This window comes from Neisseria brasiliensis, assembly GCF_009671065.1.
GTDB lineage: Bacteria > Pseudomonadota > Gammaproteobacteria > Burkholderiales > Neisseriaceae > Neisseria > Neisseria brasiliensis.
The window spans coordinates 1,510,533-1,533,831 of sequence record NZ_CP046027.1 but is presented as its reverse complement, the minus strand read 5'-3'; the positions used below and the strand labels follow the sequence as shown (position 1 = coordinate 1,533,831).

The 23,299-nt window shown below is 46.4% G+C and carries 18 protein-coding genes, 3 tRNA genes, 3 rRNA genes, 1 pseudogene and 1 riboswitch; of the genes and pseudogenes, 7 read left to right on the top strand and 18 right to left on the bottom strand.

Translation table 11 applies throughout. The features are described 5' to 3' along the window. Positions 1 to 63: 63 nt before the first annotated feature. Positions 64 to 498, bottom strand: coding sequence for a protein-export chaperone SecB (secB, locus tag GJV52_RS07825; RefSeq protein WP_095503609.1), 435 nt, complete (start codon positions 496 to 498; stop codon positions 64 to 66). Positions 499 to 728: 230 nt separating this feature from the next. Next, positions 729 to 1,871 (bottom strand): RNA-guided endonuclease InsQ/TnpB family protein, encoded by a 1,143-nt coding sequence (locus GJV52_RS07820; RefSeq protein WP_095503172.1) that lies wholly within the window; start codon positions 1,869 to 1,871, stop codon positions 729 to 731. A 44-nt stretch (positions 1,872 to 1,915) separates the two neighbouring features. On the opposite strand from GJV52_RS07820, the gene tnpA reads away from it, so the two are divergent. After that, a complete protein-coding gene (gene tnpA, locus GJV52_RS07815; protein ID WP_095503171.1) occupies positions 1,916 to 2,332 on the top strand; it encodes an IS200/IS605 family transposase in 417 nt (138 codons plus the stop codon). A gap of 25 nt (positions 2,333 to 2,357) precedes the next feature. On the opposite strand, the gene grxC is transcribed toward tnpA, so the two are convergent. Beyond that, the gene (gene grxC / locus GJV52_RS07810) at positions 2,358 to 2,627 is read right to left on the bottom strand and encodes a glutaredoxin 3 (RefSeq protein WP_100564544.1); all 270 of its coding nucleotides are present in this window, start codon (positions 2,625 to 2,627) and stop codon (positions 2,358 to 2,360) included. Between the two features lie 287 nt (positions 2,628 to 2,914). Here grxC and rng point away from each other — a divergent pair, with 287 nt between their 5' ends. Beyond that, positions 2,915 to 4,408, top strand: a complete 1,494-nt coding sequence (gene rng / locus GJV52_RS07805; RefSeq protein WP_095503606.1) for a ribonuclease G — start codon at positions 2,915 to 2,917, stop codon at positions 4,406 to 4,408. Positions 4,409 to 4,471: 63 nt separating this feature from the next. On the opposite strand, the gene GJV52_RS07800 is transcribed toward rng, so the two are convergent. The 9 genes from GJV52_RS07800 to GJV52_RS07760 all read right to left on the bottom strand — a co-directional run bounded on the left by GJV52_RS07800 (position 4,472) and on the right by GJV52_RS07760 (position 15,044). Then, positions 4,472 to 6,034: a TerC family protein gene (locus GJV52_RS07800; RefSeq protein WP_100564546.1), complete on the bottom strand. Its 1,563-nt coding sequence runs from the start codon at positions 6,032 to 6,034 to the stop codon at positions 4,472 to 4,474. Between the two features lie 369 nt (positions 6,035 to 6,403). After that, a complete protein-coding gene (locus GJV52_RS07795) occupies positions 6,404 to 7,687 on the bottom strand; it encodes a hypothetical protein (protein WP_100564548.1) in 1,284 nt (427 codons plus the stop codon). A gap of 76 nt (positions 7,688 to 7,763) precedes the next feature. Next, positions 7,764 to 8,807, bottom strand: coding sequence for a 3-deoxy-7-phosphoheptulonate synthase AroG (gene aroG, locus GJV52_RS07790; protein ID WP_095502448.1), 1,044 nt, complete (start codon positions 8,805 to 8,807; stop codon positions 7,764 to 7,766). Between the two features lie 381 nt (positions 8,808 to 9,188). Continuing rightward, entirely contained in the window at positions 9,189 to 9,476 is a 288-nt protein-coding gene (locus GJV52_RS07785; protein WP_095503827.1) for a ComEA family DNA-binding protein, read from the bottom strand. 186 nt (positions 9,477 to 9,662) lie between these two features. Beyond that, positions 9,663 to 9,776, bottom strand: a 5S ribosomal RNA gene (gene rrf, locus GJV52_RS07780). A 120-nt stretch (positions 9,777 to 9,896) separates the two neighbouring features. Next, positions 9,897 to 12,788, bottom strand: a 23S ribosomal RNA gene (locus GJV52_RS07775). Positions 12,789 to 13,212: 424 nt separating this feature from the next. Then, positions 13,213 to 13,288: transfer RNA gene (locus GJV52_RS07770), tRNA-Ala, on the bottom strand. Positions 13,289 to 13,299: 11 nt separating this feature from the next. Continuing rightward, a tRNA-Ile gene (locus GJV52_RS07765) sits at positions 13,300 to 13,376 on the bottom strand. A 127-nt stretch (positions 13,377 to 13,503) separates the two neighbouring features. Then, positions 13,504 to 15,044: ribosomal RNA gene (locus tag GJV52_RS07760) — 16S ribosomal RNA — on the bottom strand. Together the 16S, 23S and 5S rRNA genes with 2 tRNA genes alongside form the textbook arrangement of a ribosomal RNA operon. Before the next feature lie 571 nt (positions 15,045 to 15,615). On the opposite strand from GJV52_RS07760, the gene thrB reads away from it, so the two are divergent. Continuing rightward, a complete protein-coding gene (gene thrB, locus GJV52_RS07755; RefSeq protein ID WP_100564484.1) occupies positions 15,616 to 16,536 on the top strand; it encodes a homoserine kinase in 921 nt (306 codons plus the stop codon). A 31-nt stretch (positions 16,537 to 16,567) separates the two neighbouring features. On the opposite strand, the pseudogene GJV52_RS07750 reads toward thrB, so the two are convergent. From GJV52_RS07750 to GJV52_RS13265, 3 genes and pseudogenes are all read right to left on the bottom strand, one after another. Continuing rightward, a pseudogene (locus tag GJV52_RS07750) lies at positions 16,568 to 17,772 on the bottom strand (efflux RND transporter periplasmic adaptor subunit). A 272-nt stretch (positions 17,773 to 18,044) separates the two neighbouring features. Beyond that, a complete protein-coding gene (locus GJV52_RS07745) occupies positions 18,045 to 18,902 on the bottom strand; it encodes a TolC family protein (RefSeq protein WP_229439400.1) in 858 nt (285 codons plus the stop codon). Between the two features lie 3 nt (positions 18,903 to 18,905). Further along, a complete protein-coding gene (locus GJV52_RS13265) occupies positions 18,906 to 19,157 on the bottom strand; it encodes a hypothetical protein (protein WP_229436936.1) in 252 nt (83 codons plus the stop codon). A gap of 408 nt (positions 19,158 to 19,565) precedes the next feature. Then, positions 19,566 to 19,610, top strand: a riboswitch (PreQ1 riboswitch). Between the two features lie 5 nt (positions 19,611 to 19,615). Between GJV52_RS13265 and queF the strand changes: the two genes are divergently transcribed. Together queF and GJV52_RS07735 are read left to right on the top strand one after the other, a co-directional pair. After that, entirely contained in the window at positions 19,616 to 20,089 is a 474-nt protein-coding gene (gene queF, locus GJV52_RS07740; RefSeq protein ID WP_095503234.1) for a preQ(1) synthase, read from the top strand. A gap of 84 nt (positions 20,090 to 20,173) precedes the next feature. Next, entirely contained in the window at positions 20,174 to 20,857 is a 684-nt protein-coding gene (locus tag GJV52_RS07735) for a 7-cyano-7-deazaguanine/7-aminomethyl-7-deazaguanine transporter (protein WP_095503235.1), read from the top strand. Positions 20,858 to 20,945: 88 nt separating this feature from the next. Here GJV52_RS07735 and GJV52_RS07730 read toward each other — a convergent pair. The 3 genes from GJV52_RS07730 to ispB all read right to left on the bottom strand — a co-directional run bounded on the left by GJV52_RS07730 (position 20,946) and on the right by ispB (position 22,458). Further along, positions 20,946 to 21,020 (bottom strand) — tRNA-Arg (locus GJV52_RS07730). Between the two features lie 4 nt (positions 21,021 to 21,024). Then, positions 21,025 to 21,471, bottom strand: coding sequence for a DUF441 domain-containing protein (locus GJV52_RS07725; protein ID WP_095503236.1), 447 nt, complete (start codon positions 21,469 to 21,471; stop codon positions 21,025 to 21,027). A 12-nt stretch (positions 21,472 to 21,483) separates the two neighbouring features. After that, positions 21,484 to 22,458, bottom strand: coding sequence for an octaprenyl diphosphate synthase (ispB, locus tag GJV52_RS07720; RefSeq protein ID WP_100564482.1), 975 nt, complete (start codon positions 22,456 to 22,458; stop codon positions 21,484 to 21,486). A gap of 217 nt (positions 22,459 to 22,675) precedes the next feature. On the opposite strand from ispB, the gene rplU reads away from it, so the two are divergent. Next, positions 22,676 to 22,984 carry a 50S ribosomal protein L21 gene (gene rplU / locus GJV52_RS07715; RefSeq protein ID WP_095503237.1) on the top strand — a complete coding sequence of 103 codons (309 nt, stop codon included), beginning with the start codon at positions 22,676 to 22,678 and terminating at the stop codon, positions 22,982 to 22,984. A gap of 27 nt (positions 22,985 to 23,011) precedes the next feature. Beyond that, the gene (gene rpmA, locus GJV52_RS07710; RefSeq protein WP_095503238.1) at positions 23,012 to 23,284 is read left to right on the top strand and encodes a 50S ribosomal protein L27; all 273 of its coding nucleotides are present in this window, start codon (positions 23,012 to 23,014) and stop codon (positions 23,282 to 23,284) included. The last annotated feature ends 15 nt before the right edge of the window (positions 23,285 to 23,299 follow it).

Below are 23,299 nucleotides of genomic sequence, written 5' to 3'. Positions count from 1 at the left end.
TTTAACGGAAAAAAGGCCGTCTGAAATTCAGACGGCCTTTTGATGAAACATCAAGACTGCAAATTAAGCATTGCCTTCTTGCTGTTGTTGGTACATCGCTTCGAAGTTGATTGGTGCCAACAATACCGGTGGGAAGCCGGCACGGGTCACGGTTGAAGAAATGGCTTCGCGCGCGTATGGGAACAAGATGTTCGGACAAGCCACGCCCAACAGCAATTGGGTGTCTTCTTCCGGAATATTTTCCAAACGGAAAATGCCGCTTTGGGTCACTTCGTTCAGGAACATGGTGCGCTCTGCGTTCAGCTTAGCGGTAACGGTCACGGTTACGTCAACAGCGTAAATGCCCTCTTCCAGCTTTTGGCTGGCGGTTGACACGCGCATATCGACTTCAGGATCGCCTTGCTCCAAGAAGATTTGTGGTGCGTTAGGCACTTCCAAAGACAAATCTTTTACATACAAACGCTCAATGCTGAATACAGGTTGCAATTCTTCTGCCATTTTGTTTTCCTATCTGTTTAGGGTTATGGGTTGAGTAATTCAATTAATTCGCCTTGCTGTTGCAAGCGATTTGACGTCCTTCCCTCCCTGAAGGGAGGGAATTCCTACGGCGATTTGTGAACGGCATTGAGCCATTCACAAATCGCTTCGGTGGGTTTCTGCTGCTGACCGCCTTACTGCACGGTTCACTTCACAGACGCTACGGGCACGTCCTGCCCTGAAACTTCATTTTACTTTTGCGCTGCCAAAATCTCTTGACCGCGCTTTAACACATTGATTGCACCCACAATATCCGCATTGTTTTGATAGCCACATTGCACACATTCAAAGTTTGCCTGTGTTTGACGGTTATCTTTGGCAGTATGTCCGCAAGCTGGGCAACAACGACTGGTATTTTGTGGCGGAACAGCCACCAAATGCCCACCGCGCCACAACAGCTTATAGTCCAACTGACGGCGAAACTCAAACCAAGACTGGTCTAAAATCGCACGGTTTAAGCTTGATTTGGCAGCAACGTTTTTTCCATGCTGCACGGCGTTGCCTTTAGCGGATTTGGACATATTCGCCACCTGCAAATCTTCCACATACACAATCGCGTGGTTTTGGCTGATTGCGCTGCTGATTTGGTGCAGGTAGTTTTTACGGATATTGCTGATTTTGTGGTGCAAACGGCTGATTTTTGCTTTCAGTTTCTGCCAGTTTTTGCTGAATTTGGTTTTGTGTTTGAACTGTTTTTGCAGTTTTGCTAGTTTGCCTTTCAACGTTTTGAATGCGTTGATTGGCTCAAAAAACTGACCATTGGACAATGTTGCAAATTTGGCAACACCCATATCAATCCCAGTTTCGCCACCGTTTGGCTGCGCGATTTCCTGCTCGGTTTCGGTTTGCATAGATACAAACCATTTACCGCATTTTTGCGATACGGTTACGTTTTTCAGGCTGCCTGAAACGTGTCGGCTGTTGCGATAGCGCACCCAACCGATTTTGGGCAAATAGATACGATTATTTTGCTGCTCCAATTTACAGCCTTGCGGAAAGCGGAAACTGTCTTTTTCGCCTTTGCGTTTGAATTTGGGGAAATCTGCGCGTTTGGCAAAGAAGTTTTTGAATGCGCTTTCCAAGTCTTTCAAACTTTGCTGCAAAACTTGGCTGTGGCAGTCTTTTAGCCAGTCTAATTCTCGTTTCCATTCAGGCAGCAAATTTGCGATTTTGGTGTAGCTAAATTTGAACGAATTATCTTGTTGATATTGTTCGTTTTGATACGCCAAAGCACGATTGAATACGAAACGCGAACAACCGCAAAATTGTTTCATTTTGCGGATTTGCTCGCCGTTTGGCATCAGTTCAAATTTGAATGTTTTGAGTATTAACATGATTTCATGGATAATGGAATTTTTAGCAATTTTACACTTGGTCTATGGAAAAAGAAACTGATTTAAGACGTGGTCGGCACGTTGTTTTTAATCTTCATGTACATTTGGTATTTGTCGCAAAATATCGCCGAAAAGTGTTCACAAAAGAAATTTTGGACGATATGCGCGGTATTTTTGAGAGCGTCTGCACCGATTTTGAAGCGCAACTGGTGGAATTTGACGGCGAAGATGACCATGTTCATTTACTTGTGAACTATCCGCCCAAAGTGTCTATTTCAAAACTGGTGAACAGCTTGAAAGGTGTATCTAGCCGCATGATTAGACAGAAAAATTATCCAAGCATCAAACAAAAATTATGGGGCGGTGCGTTGTGGTCGCCGTCTTATTTTGCAGGTAGCTGTGGTGGTGCGCCGATTACGATTATTCGGCAGTATATTGAACAGCAGAAAACGCCTGATTAACTGAATATCAACGGTTTTAGGACTGCTACGCAGTCCGCGCCTTATATCTCCGCCGTGAACGGCGAAGTTTTACGGCGCAGCCTGATAAATCGTTAAAACCGCCGACATGGGTGTCGCCGATAAAAATTTGCGGAATGCTGCGCTGACCGCTCAATTGTTGCATTTCGGCAAAATCGGCCGGATTTTTATCCACACGGATTTCTTTGATTTCGGTCACGCCCACGGCGGCCAAAAGCTTTTTTGCCATGGTGCAATATGGGCAAAACGCGCCAGTGTACATGGTTACGGGTTGCATAATGCGCTTTCTTGAATGCTTTTAAACACTATATGGGCATAAGGCGCATTTTACAAGTGGGCGTGTGAATGGATGATGAATTCAGATAAGCGGTCGTGCTAAAGGTTGGCGATGTTTGCTGCTACGTTTTCAGACGGCCTATCGGGTGCTTATAAGACCATCATAGTCATGGCAGGCAAACGGCTTTTGAAGTATCATTACCAAGGCAAGACAAAGCTACTTTTGCAATCTGTTTGCCCCCAGCGGGCAGATTGCAAAAGTATTTTTTATATTCTTGGAAATTCAATATGTTAGCAGGTATTCCGATTCCTAAGGACACCATTCGTCCGCCCGAAACCGTCTTGGTCAACATCACCCCGCAGGAAACGCGTGTGGCGGTTTTGGAAGAAAACAACATTTGCGAGTTGCACATCGAGCGCAACACCGGCCACAGCTTGGTCGGCAACATTTATTTAGGCGTGGTGCGCCGCGTTTTACCCGGCATGCAAAGCGCGTTTATCGACATCGGCTTAGAGCGTGCGGCTTTCCTGCACATCGTCGATGTTTTGGAGCAACGCCGCAATCCCGACGAAACACAGCGCATTGAGCATATGCTGTTTGAAGGGCAAACCATTTTGGTGCAGGTCATCAAAGACCCAATCAACACCAAAGGCGCGCGCCTTTCTACGCAGATTTCGCTGGCCGGCCGTTTTTTGGTGCATTTACCTCAGGAAGAGCATATCGGCATTTCGCAACGCATTGAAGACGATGCCGAGCGCACCATTCTGCGCGAGCGTTTGCTGAATTTACTGCCCGAAAGCGCGTGCCACGGCTACATCATCCGCACCAATGCGGAAAACGCCACCGACGAGCAATTGCAGGCCGATATTCATTACCTGACCAAAGTGTGGGAACACATTCAGCACCAATCGAAAACCCAGCCGCCTGAAACCCTGCTTTACCAAGATTTGTCGCTCAACTTGCGCGTATTGCGTGATATGTTTAGTGTGGATACGCAAAAAATTCTGGTCGATTCTACTGAAAATTTCCGTCGTATGACTGAGTTTGCGCAATTGTATGTGCAAGGTGCGGTGGACAAATTGGAATTGTTCAAAGGCGACCGCCCGCTGTTTGAAACCCACAACATCGAGCAGGAAATCAGCCGCTCGCTGCAACCGCGCGTGAATCTGAATTTTGGCAGCTATTTGATTATCGAATCGACTGAAGCGATGACCACCATCGATGTGAACACTGGCGGCTTTGTCGGCGCACGCAATTTTGATGAAACCATCTTCCGCACCAATCTCGAGGCCTGTCACACCATCGCCCGCGAGCTGCGTCTGCGCAATTTGGGCGGCATCATCATCATCGATTTCATCGATATGGCCAAAGAAGAACACCGCGAAGCCGTGTTGCAGGAACTGGCCAAAGCCTTGAGTTTCGACCGCACCCGTGTCACGCTCAACGGCTTTACCAGCCTAGGTTTGGTCGAACTCACTCGCAAACGCTCACGCGAAAACCTAAACCAAATCTTGTGTGAGCCCTGCCCTTCCTGCCAAGGTAGAGGCCGTCTGAAAACACCACAAACCGTGTGCTACGAGATTCAACGCGAGATTGTGCGTGAAGCCCGCCGCTTTGATGCCAAGGAATTCCGCATTCTCGCCGCGCCGAATGTGATTGATTTGTTTCTTGATGAAGAATCTCAATCGTTGGCCATGCTGATTGATTTTATCGGCAAACCGATTTCGCTGGCCGTAGAAACTGCTTACACGCAAGAACAGTATGATATTGTTTTAATTTAACTTTCTTAAAATAAACAGGCCGTCTGAAACAGCAAAGTTTCAGACGGCCTTTTGTATAACCGATTACTCTTCTTCCGGCAATCGAGTGATTTTCACGCGGTCGATGCGCTGGCCTTCTTTTTCAATCACTTCAAAACGCCAGCCGTGGAAATCGGCAAAATCACCAACGTTCGGCAGGCTCTCCAGCTCTTCCATAATCAAGCCGGCGACGGTATGGTAGTCCGCATCTTCATCTTGTGGCGGCAAGCCTAATTGTGGCGCCAAATCGACGTATTCCAAAGCGCCGTCCACCGTCAGGCTTTCGTCGTCGGCATTGGCCTGCATCATCGGCTCTTCTTCACGCTCGAATTCTTCAGGGAATTCACCGGCGATGGTTTCGAGCATGTCTTTCATCGTCACCATACCCAATACCGCACCAAACTCATCGACCACCAAAGCATAATCCGCACTGCTTTGGCGGAACAATTCAATCGCACTCAGCGCAGTAGTCGTTTCCGGCAAAATCAGCGGCTGGCGTAAGGCCGTCTGAATATTCAATTCGCCGCCTTGCAATAATTGGGTCAGCAAATCTTTTTTGTTGATGTAGCCCAACGGCTCGTCCACACCTGCTTTACCGACCACCAGCAAACGGCTGTATGGCGTATTTTGCAGTTGTTCACGCTGCTCTTCTTTGCTTTGCGAAATATCCAAGCGCTCAATTTCACGGCGCGGAATCATCACACCTTGAATCGGACGTTCGGCCAACGTCAACACGCTGCGAATCATGGATTTTTCGTTTTCTTCAAAATGGCTGCTGTCCTCTGCCTCATCACCATTTTTCGCTAAAATCGTTTCACGGATACCCATCATGCCCAACACGTTTTCAGCCGTGCGTTTACGCCATGAGCTGCTGATGTAATCGTTTTTACGGCTGTTTTTCTGCGAAACTTGGTTAAACACCTCAATCAGAATCGAGAAGCCGATGGCGGCATACAGATAGCCTTTAGGAATGTGGAAATGGAAGGCTTCAGCAATCAGGCTGAAACCAATCATCAGCAGGAAGCCCAAGCAGAGCATCACCACTGTCGGGTGTTTTTCCACAAATTCGGTCAACGGTTTGCTGGCAATAATCATCACGGTCATCGCCACGACTACAGCCGCCATCGCCACCACAATGTGATCCACCATGGCCACGGCGGTAATCACCGAGTCGATGGAAAATACTGCGTCCAACACCAAAATTTGCACCACGACTGCACCAAATGCAGCGTGTTTCTTCTGCGTTTCGGCAATGGCAAAATGGTTGTGACCTTCCAAGCGCTCGTGCAATTCGGTAGTCGCCTTATAAAGCAAGAACAGACCACCGGCGAGCATAATTATATCTTTCCCTGACACCGGCCAGTCGCCAATGTGAAACAGCGGTGCGGTCAAGGTCATGATGTGCGCCATAAAAGCCAGCATGATGACGCGCATCACCACAGCCAAGCCTAAGCCGGTAATCCGTGCTTTATCGCGCAGCGAAGGTTTGACCTTATTGGCCAAAATCGCGACAAACACAAGGTTATCAATGCCCAAAACCACTTCGAGCACCAAAAGCGTTGCAAAGCCTATCCAAGTATGTGGGTCGGCTAACCAACTGAAATCCATGATTTTTCTATTCCTTTAAATGTGAAAAAGCAGCCCGATGAATCAGATTCATCCGGCTGCTTCAAATACGGGACATACACGAAGGACGTAATATCGAACTATCCTGCTCTGCGTCTTTCATGGAATGTGTATGCCTCTATCAAAATAACGATTTGAATAGTTTATCAGTTTGAAACCATCGTGGCAAAGTTTTACTGAAAATATTTGTTAGGCCGTCTGAATTGTGGGTATTTTTCAGACGGCCTTTGGATATCGTCTTAAATATAAACCTGAAACCTTTGAAAAACTTGAGGTTTGAGTACCGTTCAAAGTTAGCCAACCGCAGAAAGCTCAGGCATATTATGATGAAAATTTTGCAAAGGCTTCAGCCTATGCTTTTGTTTCTACCAGCACCACCACCATGCGCGACAAGCCTTGCGCGAAACCTCTGCTGTATCGGCGCGGCACATAGCCGCTGATTTTGCCGTTTTGCACCGTGGTTTCATAGCTGCACACCAACCGCTCTTGTGGCAGGGTTCGAATGCTGCCATCGGCTTGTAGCTTAGGCGAAACTTTACTGTATAGTTTCCAAATCACTGCGCTGCCATCAGGCAAGGGATATGGAGCTTCAAAATGCGAGCTACCCTCATCGCAACCGATGTGGTTGTTTTTAAAGTCCTTCATTTGCGTATCGCTGAATGTTTGTGCGCCATGAAAACCAAAAATGCGGTCATGTCCATGCACGCTTTGGCGCACATACGCCCAAATATGGTCGCGCAGGAAAAATTGGTCGGCAAAGTGGCGGGATTCCAACGGCTGCTGCAAATAGTTTTGAATTTTTCCGGCCATATCGGGCACAGCCTGCCCTACTGCACCCCATAATCCGGCCAAAATTAATTCTGTATGTGTCCCTGCATCGCGAATGGTGTGAAACAGTTTCCCGCTTTCCATCCATTCTGCAACGGCTTGCGCTTCGCGCTGCGAAATCACCGAATCAGCATCACGGAAAATCACATAAGCCACTTCCGGATCATCAATCGCCAGAAAACGCCATAAAGTGCCCGGCCATTGGGCTTGTTCTCCGTTGACTTCAATAATCTCCGCACCATTTTGCGCCATGCGTTGACGTGCAGATTCAGGTACTCTTTGATCAACATAAAAGCGACACACCCAACTCGGATAGATTTCCGCAGCCAATTCAGTATTCAGAACTGCTGGTTCAATATAGGCCGAACTGTTGCCGAACAATGAAAATGAGATGATTTTTTTACCGTCTGCTTTCGGTGTTACCGAAGGCAGCTCAGGTGCAGTTTGCGCAGCGACTTTTTGATCGCGCAATTGCAATGCTTTTAAGCCATAAATAGCGGCATTGTCCCAATCTTCCAAGCCACCATACGCATGCGACAAGGCATCGTAGGAATTGATGTGTTCGGCATTGCGCTGTATGGCCTTTTTCGCATACACGATCGCATCTTGAAACAAGCCTCCCTTAACGGCGGCTGTAGCGGCATCGCTCAAGGGGGTAACGGAAGCCGGAATCAGCTTATGCGCACGCATGGCCTCCGCCGCTGCTTGGGCATAATTGCCGGCAGCCATGTTTTTCTTAAACGCGGTAGAAATGATATCGAGCTGCTTTTGGACTTTTTGTAATTGGGGCGTGAGTTTCTTTTTCATAATGTACAAATATTTCAGACGGCCTGTGCATATTGCAAGGCCGTCTGAAATATTCCGTATGGATTCAGATAGTCAATTATACCCGAGAGCGATTGGCTTCTGCCAATAATGCCAATAATTCTTCGGTGCTGTCCCAACCGATACAAGCATCGGTGATACTTTGACCGTAGTTTTCCGGCTTATCCTGACGCCCCTCCATCAAGTGGCTTTCCACCATCACGCCCATGATGTTGTTTTCACCATCGCGTAATTGCTGAGCAACATCTTGTGCCACTTCCATTTGGCGTTTATAGTCTTTACGGCTGTTTGCATGGCTGAAATCAATCATCACTTTTGGCGTTTGACCGGCTTGGGTTAACTGCTCTGCTGCCGCTTTCACATGCTCATTGCTGTAATTTGGCTCTTTACCACCGCGCAAAATCACATGGCAATCGGGATTACCCGCAGTATGCACAATGGCGGAATGACCGGTTTTGGTTACGGACAAGAAGTGATGCGGATGACTCGCTGCACCAATGGCATCAATGGCAATTTTCAAGTTACCATCTGTACCATTTTTAAAGCCAACTGGGCAAGACAAGCCGCTCGATAATTCGCGGTGAACTTGGCTTTCTGTGGTACGCGCACCAATTGCGCCCCATGAAATCAAGTCGGCATAGTATTGCGGCGTAATCATGTCTAGAAATTCGGTTGACGCCGGCATACCCATATTATTTAAAGTCAGCAGTAAGCTGCGTGCCTGACGCAGGCCATAGTTGATATCAAAAGTACCGTCTAAATAAGGGTCGTTAATCAAGCCTTTCCAGCCGACTGTGGTACGCGGTTTTTCAAAATATACACGCATCACAATCAATAATTCTTTTTCATATTTTTTGCGTAACGGCAACAAGCGCTCAGCGTATTCCAAGGCTGCTTTGGTATCATGAATAGAACAAGGGCCGATAATAACCAATAAACGGTTGTCTTTACCATGTACTAAATCAGCAATTTCTTGACGGGTTTGATGAACCAATTCAGCAGCTTTTTCGCTAATCGGCAATTCATATAAATGGGCAATCGGTGGCAATAATTCGGCTACTGCTTTAATTCTGACATCATCTGTTTGGCGTGGTTGATTCATTAGATTAAACTTTCTGTTCTATTATTCATTAAGTATGTATAGGTTACCTTCTTTACATGAATTAAACAAGCATTAAAATTTATATATTGCAATTTTATATCAAAAGACTAATTTTCAAGCCTGTATAGTTATATAATTTTCTAATTTTTATAATTATTTAGAATTTTATTCTAATAATATTTTCAAGACACCTTAGTGGTAACGACTGTTATTATATTTAATCGATTTGTCGTTTTTAAATGATTCATTAAGATAATTCATCAGATATAGCTTATTTTATATTTTATCTCAAAATTAACCTGCTAAAAAACAAACAAAAAGCCGTCTGAACCCAATAAGTATTTCAGACGGCGTCCTTCTTTCTCATAAGCCAGCCTGCTGCTACTTCTTAACAGCAGGCTGAGCAGCTTTCTTAGCCGGCGCAGCGACAGTGGCTTCATTCTTTAATTTCGAGAAGATTCCTTCACCAATGCCTTTGACGTTTTTCAGTTCGTCCAAGGTCTTAAAGCTACCATGCTGTTTGCGATACTCTACAATCGCTTTGGCTTTGGCAGGGCCTACACCCGGCAGTGCCGTCAGTTCGCTTTCGGAGGCGGTGTTGACATTCACTGCGGCAGCAGAGACAGAAGCAACTAAAGTGGTCAGTGCGTAGAAGATGATTTTCTTCATCGGATTCATGCGTTTTCTCCTGAATGTGTTGATAGTATCGTAGATTATATTTACTCAATATTAATAATGCAAATATTATCTACTGATTATTTCATGACTGTTTCATCATGACCACGCTTTTACTTAGTTACAGTTGTATCAAACGTAAAGAAGCCTCTGACATTCATCAGAGGCTTCGGAATGGGTGTTTGGCAGTGACCTACTTTCACATGGAAGAACCACACTATCATCGGCGCTGAGTCGTTTCACGGTCCTGTTCGGGATGGGAAGGCGTGGGACCAACTCGCTATGGCCGCCAAACTTAAACTGTACAAATCGGTAAGCCGTTATGCAGTCTCCTGCACTTATTTATTCTTTAATCAACTGTTGGTGATGACTGAATCATCAGTAAGCTTTTATCTTTGAAGTTCTTCAAATGATAGAGTCAAGCCTCACGAGCAATTAGTATCGGTTAGCTTCACACATTACTGCGCTTCCACACCCGACCTATCAACGTCCTGGTCTCGAACGACTCTTTAGGAGGATTAAATCCTCAGGGAAGTCTCATCTTCAGGCGAGTTTCGCGCTTAGATGCTTTCAGCGCTTATCTCTTCCGAACTTAGCTACCCGGCTATGCCACTGGCGTGACAACCGGTACACCAGAGGTTCGTCCACTCCGGTCCTCTCGTACTAGGAGCAGCCCCCGTCAAACTTCCAACGCCCACTGCAGATAGGGACCAAACTGTCTCACGACGTTTTAAACCCAGCTCACGTACCACTTTAAATGGCGAACAGCCATACCCTTGGGACCGACTACAGCCCCAGGATGTGATGAGCCGACATCGAGGTGCCAAACTCCGCCGTCGATATGAACTCTTGGGCGGAATCAGCCTGTTATCCCCGGAGTACCTTTTATCCGTTGAGCGATGGCCCTTCCATACAGAACCACCGGATCACTATGTCCTGCTTTCGCACCTGCTCGACTTGTCGGTCTCGCAGTTAAGCTACCTTTTGCCATTGCACTATCAGTCCGATTTCCGACCGGACCTAGGTAACCTTCGAACTCCTCCGTTACTCTTTGGGAGGAGACCGCCCCAGTCAAACTGCCTACCATGCACGGTCCCCGACCCGGATTACGGGTCTGGGTTAGAACCTCAAAGTCACCAGGGTGGTATTTCAAGGACGGCTCCACAGAAACTAGCGTCTCTGCTTCTAAGCCTCCCACCTATCCTACACAAGTGACTTCAAAGTCCAATGCAAAGCTACAGTAAAGGTTCACGGGGTCTTTCCGTCTAGCAGCGGGTAGATTGCATCTTCACAACCACTTCAACTTCGCTGAGTCTCAGGAGGAGACAGTGTGGCCATCGTTACGCCATTCGTGCGGGTCGGAACTTACCCGACAAGGAATTTCGCTACCTTAGGACCGTTATAGTTACGGCCGCCGTTTACTGGGGCTTCGATCCGATGCTTGCACATCTTCAATTAACCTTCCAGCACCGGGCAGGCGTCACACCCTATACGTCCACTTTCGTGTTAGCAGAGTGCTGTGTTTTTAATAAACAGTCGCAGCCACCTATTCTCTGCGACCCTCCAATGCTTACAGAGCAAGTCTTTCACATCGAAGGGCATACCTTCTCCCGAAGTTACGGTATCAATTTGCCGAGTTCCTTCTCCTGAGTTCTCTCAAGCGCCTTAGAATTCTCATCCTGCCCACCTGTGTCGGTTTGCGGTACGGTTCTGATTCAACTGAAGCTTAGTGGCTTTTCCTGGAAGCGTGGTATCGGTTACTTCAGCACCTTGGTGCCTCGTCATCACTTCTCGGTGTTAAGAAGACCCGGATTTGCCTAAGTCTTCCACCTACCGGCTTAAACAAACTATTCCAACAGTTTGCTAACCTAACCTTCTCCGTCCCCACATCGCATTGAATCAAAGTACAGGAATATTAACCTGTTTCCCATCGACTACGCATTTCTGCCTCGCCTTAGGGGCCGACTCACCCTACGCCGATGAACGTTGCGTAGGAAACCTTGGGCTTTCGGCGAGCGGGCTTTTCACCCGCTTTATCGCTACTCATGTCAACATTCGCACTTCTGATACCTCCAGCACACTTCTCAATGCACCTTCTTCGGCCTACAGAACGCTCCCCTACCATACGTGTAAACACGTATCCGCAGCTTCGGTTATAGATTTGAGCCCCGTTACATCTTCCGCGCAGGACGACTCGACCAGTGAGCTATTACGCTTTCTTTAAATGATGGCTGCTTCTAAGCCAACATCCTGGCTGTCTGGGCCTTCCCACTTCGTTTACCACTTAATCTATCATTTGGGACCTTAGCTGGCGGTCTGGGTTGTTTCCCTCTTGACAACGGACGTTAGCACCCGCTGTCTGTCTCCCGAGGAGCAACTTGATGGTATTCTTAGTTTGCCATGGGTTGGTAAGTTGCAATAACCCCCTAGCCATAACAGTGCTTTACCCCCATCAGTCTCATACTCGAGGCACTACCTAAATAGTTTTCGGGGAGAACCAGCTATCTCCGAGTTTGTTTAGCCTTTCACCCCTATCCACAGCTCATCCCCGCATTTTGCAACATGCGTGGGTTCGGACCTCCAGTGCGTGTTACCGCACCTTCATCCTGGCCATGGATAGATCACTCGGTTTCGGGTCTACGCCCAGCAACTATTCGCCCTATTAAGACTCGGTTTCCCTACGCCTCCCCTATTCGGTTAAGCTCGCTACTGAACGTAAGTCGTTGACCCATTATACAAAAGGTACGCAGTCACGGAACATGTCCGCTCCCACTGTTTGTATGCATCAGGTTTCAGGTTCTATTTCACTCCCCTCCCGGGGTTCTTTTCGCCTTTCCCTCACGGTACTGGTTCACTATCGGTCGATGATGAGTATTTAGCCTTGGAGGATGGTCCCCCCATATTCAGACAGGATTTCACGTGTCCCGCCCTACTTGTCGTACGCTTAGTACCATTGATCAGATTTCGAATACGGGACTATCACCCACTATGGTCAAGCTTCCCAGCTTGTTCTTCTATCTCAACAATTATCACGTACAGGCTCCTCCGCGTTCGCTCGCCACTACTTGCGGAATCTCGGTTGATTTCTTTTCCTCCGGGTACTTAGATGGTTCAGTTCTCCGGGTTCGCTTCTCTAAGCCTATGTATTCAGCTTAGGATACTGCACAGTATGCAGTGGGTTTCCCCATTCGGACATCGCGGGATCAAAGCTTTATTGCCAGCTCCCCCACGCTTTTCGCAGGCTTACACGTCCTTCGTCGCCTATCATCGCCAAGGCATCCACCTGATGCACTTATTCACTTGACTCTATCATTTCAAGAACCTCTTTGACTTAATCCGCACTACCGTTGACAAGTAGTGGAACTAGATGTTTTTACTTTGATAAAGCTTACTGCTTTGTTGTGTCTTAACCCTGCCTTTTGTGTTTCAGGGTTAAGTCGATACAATCATCACCCAAATACTGTGATTTACTTCTTCACAACAATCAGCCATTTGCAAATAGCTAATTGTCAAAGTAAATCAACATTGTCTTTGTTTGTTGATTTCGGCTTTCCAATTTGTTAAAGATCGATGCTTTTCAATATTGCTATTGACTTCGCAAATCAAAATGAGCTGGCCATTATATCAGCCTTCTTTTTGCAGTCAAGCTTTTTCAGTCGTTAAACAAAAAATCAGCGCTAAGCGCTTTTTTATTTAACTTCTGCCAACTGACTTTGATTTGGGAAGTGTGTGGTGGAGGCAAACGGGATCGAACCGATGACCCCCTGCTTGCAAAGCAGGTGCTCTACCAACTGAGCTATGCCCCCAGTATGAGTTGTGGTGGGTCTGGGAGGACTTGAACCTCCGACCCCACGCTTATCAAGCGTGTGCTCTAACCAGCTGAGCTACAAACCCAAGGTCGTTATTTTGAAATCGTTTAAGTTCAGCTTTTAAACCGTTCTTTTTCAATCTCTCAATATCTTTTGCATCTTCTACAGTTTACCGATAAGTGTGAATGCGAGAAGCCTCTTCTTTTCTCTAGAAAGGAGGTGATCCAGCCGCAGGTTCCCCTACGGCTACCTTGTTACGACTTCACCCCAGTCATGAAGCATACCGTGGTAAACGGGCTCCTTACGGTTACCCTATCTACTTCTGGTATCCCCCACTCCCATGGTGTGACGGGCGGTGTGTACAAGACCCGGGAACGTATTCACCGCAGTATGCTGACCTGCGATTACTAGCGATTCCGACTTCATGCACTCGAGTTGCAGAGTGCAATCCGGACTACGATCGGTTTTGTGAGATTGGCTCCACCTCGCGGCTTGGCTACCCTCTGTACCGACCATTGTATGACGTGTGAAGCCCTGGTCATAAGGGCCATGAGGACTTGACGTCATCCCCACCTTCCTCCGGCTTGTCACCGGCAGTCTCATTAGAGTGCCCAACTGAATGATGGCAACTAATGACAAGGGTTGCGCTCGTTGCGGGACTTAACCCAACATCTCACGACACGAGCTGACGACAGCCATGCAGCACCTGTGTTACGGTTCCCGAAGGCACTCCTCCGTCTCTGGAGGATTCCGTACATGTCAAGACCAGGTAAGGTTCTTCGCGTTGCATCGAATTAATCCACATCATCCACCGCTTGTGCGGGTCCCCGTCAATTCCTTTGAGTTTTAATCTTGCGACCGTACTCCCCAGGCGGTCAATTTCACGCGTTAGCTACGCTACTAAGCAATCAAGTTGCCCAACAGCTAATTGACATCGTTTAGGGCGTGGACTACCAGGGTATCTAATCCTGTTTGCTACCCACGCTTTCGAGCATGAACGTCAGTGTTATCCCAGGGGGCTGCCTTCGCCATCGGTATTCCTCCACATCTCTACGCATTTCACTGCTACACGTGGAATTCTACCCCCCTCTGACACACTCTAGCTAGCCAGTTCAAAACGCAGTTCCCAGGTTGAGCCCGGGGATTTCACATCTTGCTTAACTAACCGTCTGCGCTCGCTTTACGCCCAGTAATTCCGATTAACGCTCGCACCCTACGTATTACCGCGGCTGCTGGCACGTAGTTAGCCGGTGCTTATTCTTCAGGTACCGTCATCACACAGTGATATTAGCACTATGCTTTTCTTCCCTGACAAAAGTACTTTACAACCCGAAGGCCTTCTTCATACACGCGGCATGGCTGGATCAGGCTTGCGCCCATTGTCCAAAATTCCCCACTGCTGCCTCCCGTAGGAGTCTGGGCCGTGTCTCAGTCCCAGTGTGGCGGATCATCCTCTCAGACCCGCTACTGATCGTCGCCTTGGTAGGCCTTTACCCCACCAACTAGCTAATCAGATATCGGCCGCTCAAATAGCGCTAGGCCCGAAGGTCCCCAGCTTTCCTCCTCAGAGAATATGCGGTATTAGCTAATCTTTCGATTAGTTATCCCCCACTACTCGGTACGTTCCGATATATTACTCACCCGTTCGCCACTCGCCACCCAAGAAGCAAGCTTCTCTGTGCTGCCGTCCGACTTGCATGTGTAAAGCATGCCGCCAGCGTTCAATCTGAGCCAGGATCAAACTCTTATGTTTAATCTCTAACTTATTTAACTTCTGGTCTGCTTCAAAGAAACTGACAAAGTATAGATAAATCTACATCTTGTCTGTTTTTGTCGCAGTGTGAGGCTTGTCGCACTCACACTTATCGGTAATCTGTTTGTTAAAGAGCAAGAACCGAATTATACATCACTCAAACTGCTTGTCAACTCTTTTTTCAAAATTCATCGAAAAATCAAATCAACCGTGCTATAATTATAAGTTCGTTTCGCCACTGCGTCAGCAGCGAAGAACCGAACTATACCCCTCTCCCCCAAAACCGTCAACTCCAACAAACAACAAATTTCTACAAAGTCCAACAAATCGCTGTTTTACAATCAAATTTAATTTCAACTAATTTGTAAAAAACTACTCCAACTACCCAAACTTATTCCCCTATATGCAAAAGCCGTCTGAAATGAAATTTTTCAGACGGCTTTTAACTTGTCTTTTTACGACATATTTCTATCAGAAGCCACAGCTTTCAGACGGCCTTGATGCTTATATAGGGAATTTTTTGGTATGATTCAGGCTACTTTTATCTTTTTTATCCATCAGGCTTTTGATTATGTCGGTCTATACGAGTGTTTCAGATGATGAGATGCGTGCGTTTCTCACTCAATATGATTTAGGTGATTTTATTTCTTTGCAAGGTATCGCCCAAGGAATTACCAACAGCAATTATTTTTTAACTACCACAACAGGGCGATATGTATTAACTATATTTGAAGTACTCAAACAAGAAGAATTGCCTTTTTTCCTACAATTGAATTTACATTTAAGCAATAACGGTGTTGCCTGCCCAGCTCCGATTATTCGTAAAGACGGTAAATTAGATTCTACTTTAGTTGGCAAACCGGCTTGCTTGGTAACTTGCTTGAAAGGCTCCGACACCAGCTGGGCGACGGAAGCTCAATGTTTTAATACTGGCGCGATGCTGGCGAAGATGCATTTAGCCGGCCAAGACTTTCCGTTAACGATGGAAAACCCGCGTTATGATCGCTGGTGGCATGAAGCCTGCACTCAGCTCTTACCCGTTTTAAGTAACGAAGATGCACAGTTATTGCAACAGGAAATCGCTTTTTTAGATCAAAATTTAGGCCATCACCTACCTTCCGGCATCATTCATGCTGATTTGTTCAAAGATAATGTTTTGCTGGATGGTGAACAGGTTGCCGGCTTTATTGATTTTTATTATGCCTGCAACGGTAACTTTATGTATGACTTAGCAATTGCGGTAAACGATTGGGCACGAGCAGCCGATAATCATTTGGATGTATCTTTACGTGATGCCTTTATTAAAGGTTACGAAAGCATACGGCCATTATCTGATGAAGAACGTGCTTACTTCCCAATTGCCCAACGTGCAGGATGCATTCGCTTTTGGGTATCACGCTTATTGGATTTCCATTTCCCACAATCTGGAGAAATGACTTTCATTAAAGACCCAAACGCTTTCCGCGATTTATTGTTGAATCTAAATGCATAATTAAAAGGCCGTCTGAATATTCAGACGGCCTCTATAAATACCACTTCGCATATTTTTCAAAAATCTGCTCAATCAAAGCATCTGCAGCAGCCCAATCTATACTATCTGCTTCCGGCAAAGTTGTGTTTCGCTCCGCAGTCGCTGCCATATTTTTACCGGTCCCCGCAGAAGAAATGTCTACTGTTACCGTCATCGATAAGCCGACTCGTAATGGATTGGCCGCCAATTCTTTTTCATCTAAACTGATTCGAACCGGCACACGTTGTGCCACTTTAGTCCAACTATCGGCTGAATTTTGAGTAGGTTGTAATGCAAATGCGTTGCCTGTCCCTGCAGACAAGCCCATTACTTTCCCATGATAGACAACTTTATCACCATACAAATCGGTCACCATTTGCACCGGCTGGCCGATTTTCATTTTACGCAATTGCGATTCTTTAAAATTTGCATCGACCCACAAATTGTGTAACGGCACCACCGCCATTAATGCTGCACCTTGTTGAATACGCTGCCCCCCACTTGAATGCTCCGTTTAGCAATTTGTCCGGCCATAGGAGAACGGATTTGTGTACGCTGCAGATTCAGCCAAGCATCTTTAATATGGCTGACAGCCGTCTGAACCGCCGGTTGTTGACGCAATGGAATATTATTTCCCAAAGCCGCTTGAGCAGCCGCTTCTTGTGCTTCTACCGCCTTTAATGCCGCTTGCGCCTGAACCACAGCCGCCCGTGCGTGACTCAATTCTTCTCCTGAAATGGCATCCGTTCCCGCCAATGCCTCGCGTCGGCCTAAATCCGACTGAGCTTTGGCTAATTCAGCCTTACGCAACAAAACTTCTGCCTGCACTTGCGAATTGCTTGCCGTTTGCTGCTTGTTTTGACGAATCGCTTGAATCAATTCATTTTGTGCACGATCATAAGCCAATTGGAAATCGGTGCCATCCAAGGAAACCAGCACATCACCTTTTTTGACCACATCGGTATCATCAACCATCACCTTACGCACGGTACCATTCACCTGCGGGGTAATCTGCACCAAATGGCCGGCGACATAAGCCTCGTCTGTAGCCTCCTCTTTTTGCAGCATCAAGAAATACACCAATGCCGCACCCAAGGCCAACACAATAAAAAATAAGGTAATAATCGTCAGATTGCGTGTCCGATGATCATGCGTGTTCGAGATAGCTTGCGCAGGAGGTGGATTTGGCGTTTGATTATTGTCTTGCTGGTGATCCATGAGTGTACTTAATCCCGATGTCAAAAACGTGAACTATTTATATTTATGTTAAATAGCAATTGCTTATGATTTGATTTAAATGATATTAAATAAGCCAAATAGGTTCAGTATTTTATAATCTGGCGCCATACTCAATCAAGTTACTTTTTGTATTGGTGTTATCTTCAAACATTCTTTCAATACAAAACGACAATTCTTTTACTACTTTGTTTTTAAGAATAAAAATTCAGACGGCCTTTTTAAGGCCGTCTGAACACTTGAAACTTATACATTTATTTACTGCTTCTAAAGCCGCCACCCAATTGCATATGCACATTACTCCATGCCGTCAACAATTGCGCCTGTTGCTGAGCCTGATTCATTCTTAATTGAACAGCCTCATCCTGCTGCTTCAACACCGACAAACCATTTTCCAAACCTGCTTTCACACGCCCTTGCGCTGCGCGTACTGATTTCTCCGAGGTTTTCAGCATTCTCTCCCATACCGGCTTTTGCGCTTGCAAACTTTGATAATCTACAATGGCATCGGCCGATGCGCGCATGGCGTTTAAAACCGCCTGATCATACACAGCCACCTGCTCATTGTATTGCGCGCGCTTACCAGCCAAACGGGATTGCAAGGCACCGGAAGTGAAAATCGGCAGATTCAGCGCCGGCACGACGCCTAACATACCAGAGGCTTTGTTCCGCACCACATTAAACGCATCAATATGACCTAAACCGGCCAATACTTTCAATTCAATATTCGGATAAAACTCAGCTTCAGTTGATTTAACCTTATGCAGGCGCGCGCTTAACAGGGCTTTTTGCGCCGCCACATCCGGACGTACTGCCAATAAATCGGCATGCAATTTACCCACCGGCAACACCGGTGCATTTGCCAGCTTTTCCGGCGCAGAAACGGCTAAACCCATCGGCGTGGTACCGGTTAATGCAGCCAAGCTGTGGCGCACTTTCAGCTGCTGTTGCGCTAAGGTCAGCTTTTCCAACTCCAATTTTTGTTGCGCCATTTCAATCGGATAAACCGATTCAGACGGCATCAATTTCGCACCAATCCGACGCTTAACCAATTGCAACATTTTGTCGGATAAAGCCATACGCTGCTCAATCAACGCCTGCTGTTCCGCCAAGGCCTACCAAGCAAAATATTGCGCCGCTACCGCATGCGCTAAGGCAATCCGCGCCTGATGTGCTTCATATAACACAGCCTGACGCTGGCCTAAAATTGAGGTCAATTGCTCACGGTTTTTTACCCCAGAAATCAAAAGTCCAGCTACCTTGCACCACCAAATTGGCCAACAACAATTGATTGTCTGTTTTGCCCCGTGTAGTCGGCCTGACAACAAGCGCAACGCATTAACTAATTCGACTTGTGAAAAACTCATTGTATGCTCTCTTATTCAGATGGCTAATTTGTTTTGAATAAAGCAGGATGAATAATGACATATTCATTTACCTTAATATACCAGATACTTACTTTTCAACACTATATTAATTCAGCTGATTATTTTTCTAATGAAAATCTGATAATCGGTTTACCCAAATTACAAACGGGTTGCATTATGCATAATTACATCTGATTAACCGCAATAATAACCGATAATCTTATTTTAAATGCATGACTATTACATAAATACACTATCTCTTAAGAAATATAATTGTCATATAAATACTCTAGTTTAGAAGCACAATCCGTATATTAGTTCATTCAACGTGACACTATTTCATCATTCTTCCCTGCCAACTTGAAATTAAACCCCCACACAGAAACAAATTTTTATATTAAAATTAAAGGTTACGTGGTTCGAAAACCTCCCACATTAAAAAACTAAGGAAATCAAAAATGTCCCGCAACACCGAAGAGCTAAACGGTATTTCCCTATTGGGTAACCAACACACCCAATACCCCACCGAATACGATCCCAACATCTTGGAAGCATTCGACAACAAGCATCCCGGTAACGATTATTTCGTCAAATTCATCTGTCCGGAATTTACCAGCCTGTGCCCAATGACCGGCCAGCCGGATTTCGCTACCATCTATATCCGCTATATTCCGCACATCAAAATGGTGGAAAGCAAATCACTGAAACTCTATTTATTCAGCTTCCGCAACCACGGCGATTTTCATGAAGACTGTGTCAACACCATCATGAAAGACCTGATTGCACTAATGGATCCGAAATACATCGAAGTTTATGGCGATTTCACCCCACGCGGCGGCATTGCCATTCATCCTTTTGCCAACTACGGCAAAGCCGACACCGAGTTTGAAAACTTGGCGCGCAAACGCCTGTTTGAACACGACGCACACTAAACCCATTTTAAAAGATCCCATATCCTTTTCAGACGGCCTCATCATGCAAACAGGCCGTCTGAAAGCCGTTTCCGAAAGAAGCTCATGTATCAATTTACCCAAGCACAACAGAAAAAAGCCCTGTTTTGGCTCGTTTTATTCCATATTCTCATCATCGCTTCCAGCAATTATCTGGTGCAGTTCCCTTTTGAAATTTTTGGCGTGCATTCCACTTGGGGTGCGCTTAGCTTTCCGTTTATCTTCTTAGCCACCGACCTGACCGTACGCATTTTCGGCTCACACCTAGCCCGCCGGATTATTTTCCGCGTGATGTTCCCTGCCTTATTGCTCTCTTATGTATTTTCCGTTTTATTCAGCCAAGGCAGTTGGACAGGCTGGGCATCGTTGGCCACATTCGACACCTTCGTCGGCCGAATCGCCCTTGCCAGCTTTGCCGCCTATGCGCTCGGTCAAATGATGGATATTTTTGTATTCAACCGCTTACGCCGTCTGAAATCATGGTGGGCTGCACCAACTGCATCAACCTTAATCGGCAATGCCTTAGATACATTGGTTTTCTTCGGCGTCGCCTTTTATGCCAGCAGCGATGCCTTTATGGCACAGCATTGGCCGGGCATCGCCTTTATTGATTACTTATTCAAACTCGCCATCTGCACCCTGTTTTTCCTGCCTGCTTATGGCGTAATTCTGAACTTCCTCACCAAGAAACTCACCACCTTGCAAGCAAACCATGCCGATAGCTCCGCTACACTGGTGGCACAAGAATAAAGTTAGGCCGTCTGAAAATTTCAGACGGCCTCTTTTATTTTTAAAACAACAATGCCGTCTGAAACTTTTCAGACGGCATTGATATAATTGGCCTCGCCAACAGGAATCGAACCTGTATTTTACGCTTAGGAGGCATACGTTCTATCCGTTGAACTATGGCGAGCGCACTAAACTTTTCCGGCAATAAATGACAATATCCCTGCTGCAATCAGCGGCCCAACAGGGATACCACCGAAAAAAGCCACGCCGGCGATGGTGCCGATTAACAAACCGGTTACTAAAATTGGTTGGCTGCTCATCAAAGGCACGCCATGTCCGGCAATCCACGCCACAAAAATACCGACAGCAACTGCAGCCAACATTTTAAAATTTAGAAAGGCCGCAAGGTTAGGCAGCTGCACTTTGCCCGAAACCAAAGGGCTTAATACGCCGATGGTCAGAAAAATAATGCCGACGCTCAAGCCGTATTTCTCCGCTAAAGGAATGTATTTTGCCAAGGCGGTTTGTTGCATCAACAATAAGACAATCGCAGAAATCGTAATCGAATTATTGTTGCTCAACACGCCCAGCAAAATCAGCGCCACCAAAAAAAGCGGAATAAAACTGAAATTCATGTCACGCTCTTTTTAAGACACACGTGCCAATGACTCTTCAGCAAGCTGACGCATGGCTTCGGTAATTTCGCTTTGCGGCAAAATATCCAAACACGCAATCGCTTTTTCAACTGCCTTACGTGCCTCGCTTACTGAATACGGCAACGCATCTGAATTAACCACATGATGATGGATTTTCTCAAAATAGCTGCGGTCGGCATTTTCCAAAGCATGGCGCACATCGTTCGCCGCTTGCTCCGAACCATTACGCATCAGATAAATCAGCGGTAAAGTCGGTTTACCTTCAGCCAAATCATCGCCAACGTTTTTGCCGATTTCTTCGGTTTCACCCGAATAATCCAACACATCATCAATAATCTGGAACGCCGTGCCGACATACATACCGTAATCTTTCAACGCCTGCTCTTGCTCCGGCGTGGCTTGACCCAAAATCGCACCAACTTGCGCCGCTGCCTCAAACAGCTTGGCCGTTTTGTATTGAATCACCTGCACATATTCGGCTTCCGTAATATCAGTGTTGCCGATATTCATTAGCTGCATCACTTCGCCTTCAGCAATAATGTTGGTTGCGTCTGCCATCACTTCCAAAATCTTCATGCTGCCCGAGCCGACCATTAATTGAAATGCGCGGGTATATAAGAAGTCACCCACCAACACTGCCGCCGCATTGCCAAACAAATTATTAGCGGTTTTACGGCCACGGCGCAAATCACTCTCGTCCACCACATCGTCATGCAGCAGCGTTGAGGTATGGATAAATTCCACCATCGCTGCCAGCGAATACAGTCTCTCATCATCATAGCCCACGGCCTTACCCGCCAAGATGGTGATAATCGGGCGCAGTCGCTTGCCGCCGGCGCTGATGATGTAGGTACCGATTTGGGAAATCAGCGCCACATCCGACTGAACGGCTTGATTAATCACAACATTGACTTTGGCTAAATCGTCAGGCAGATGACGTTGGAAATAAGGCAGATTTTCGAGCATGACCGGAATTTCTAGAAAATTATTAAAAGAGAGTGTTGCATAAAAATATCATAATCCAGCGCGCGATTATAGCAGCAAAGACCGTTTTACACACCTTTCAGACGGCATTTTCATCACAACAGAAATAAACTTTGACAAAACAGCAAAATACACATAAAATTCAATGTTTCGCACATGGGGTGCGAATGATTTAACCATAATTCTCATGGAGTTGAGTATGTACGCGGTCGTAAAAACCGGCGGTAAACAATACAAAGTTACCGTTGGCGAAAAATTGAAAGTAGAACAGATACCAGCCGAACTCGACAGCCAAATCGAACTGAACGAAGTTTTGATGATTGCTGACGGCGAGTCTGTAAAAGTAGGCGCACCTTTTATCGAAGGCGCAAAAGTAACAGCTAAAGTAGTGGCTCACGGTCGTGGCGAAAAAGTCCGCATTTTCAAAATGCGTCGTCGCAAACACTACCAAAAACGCCAAGGCCATCGCCAAAATTTCACCCAAATTGAAATCGTGGCAATCGCCTAATTTAACACAAGCTAAGGAGTATTCAACATGGCAAGTAAAAAAGCAGGCGGTAGCACCCGCAACGGTCGCGACTCAGAAGCCAAACGCTTGGGCGTAAAAGCCTTCGGCAGCGAACTGATTCCGGCAGGCTCTATCATCGTTCGTCAACGCGGCACTAAATTCCACGCCGGCGACAACGTAGGCATGGGCAAAGACCACACTTTGTTCGCTAAAGTTGACGGTTACGTAGAATTCAAAACCAAAGGCGCGTTAAACCGCAAAACTGTAAGCGTTCGCCCTTACACCGGTTCTGAAGAGTAATCCACTCAAATAAAA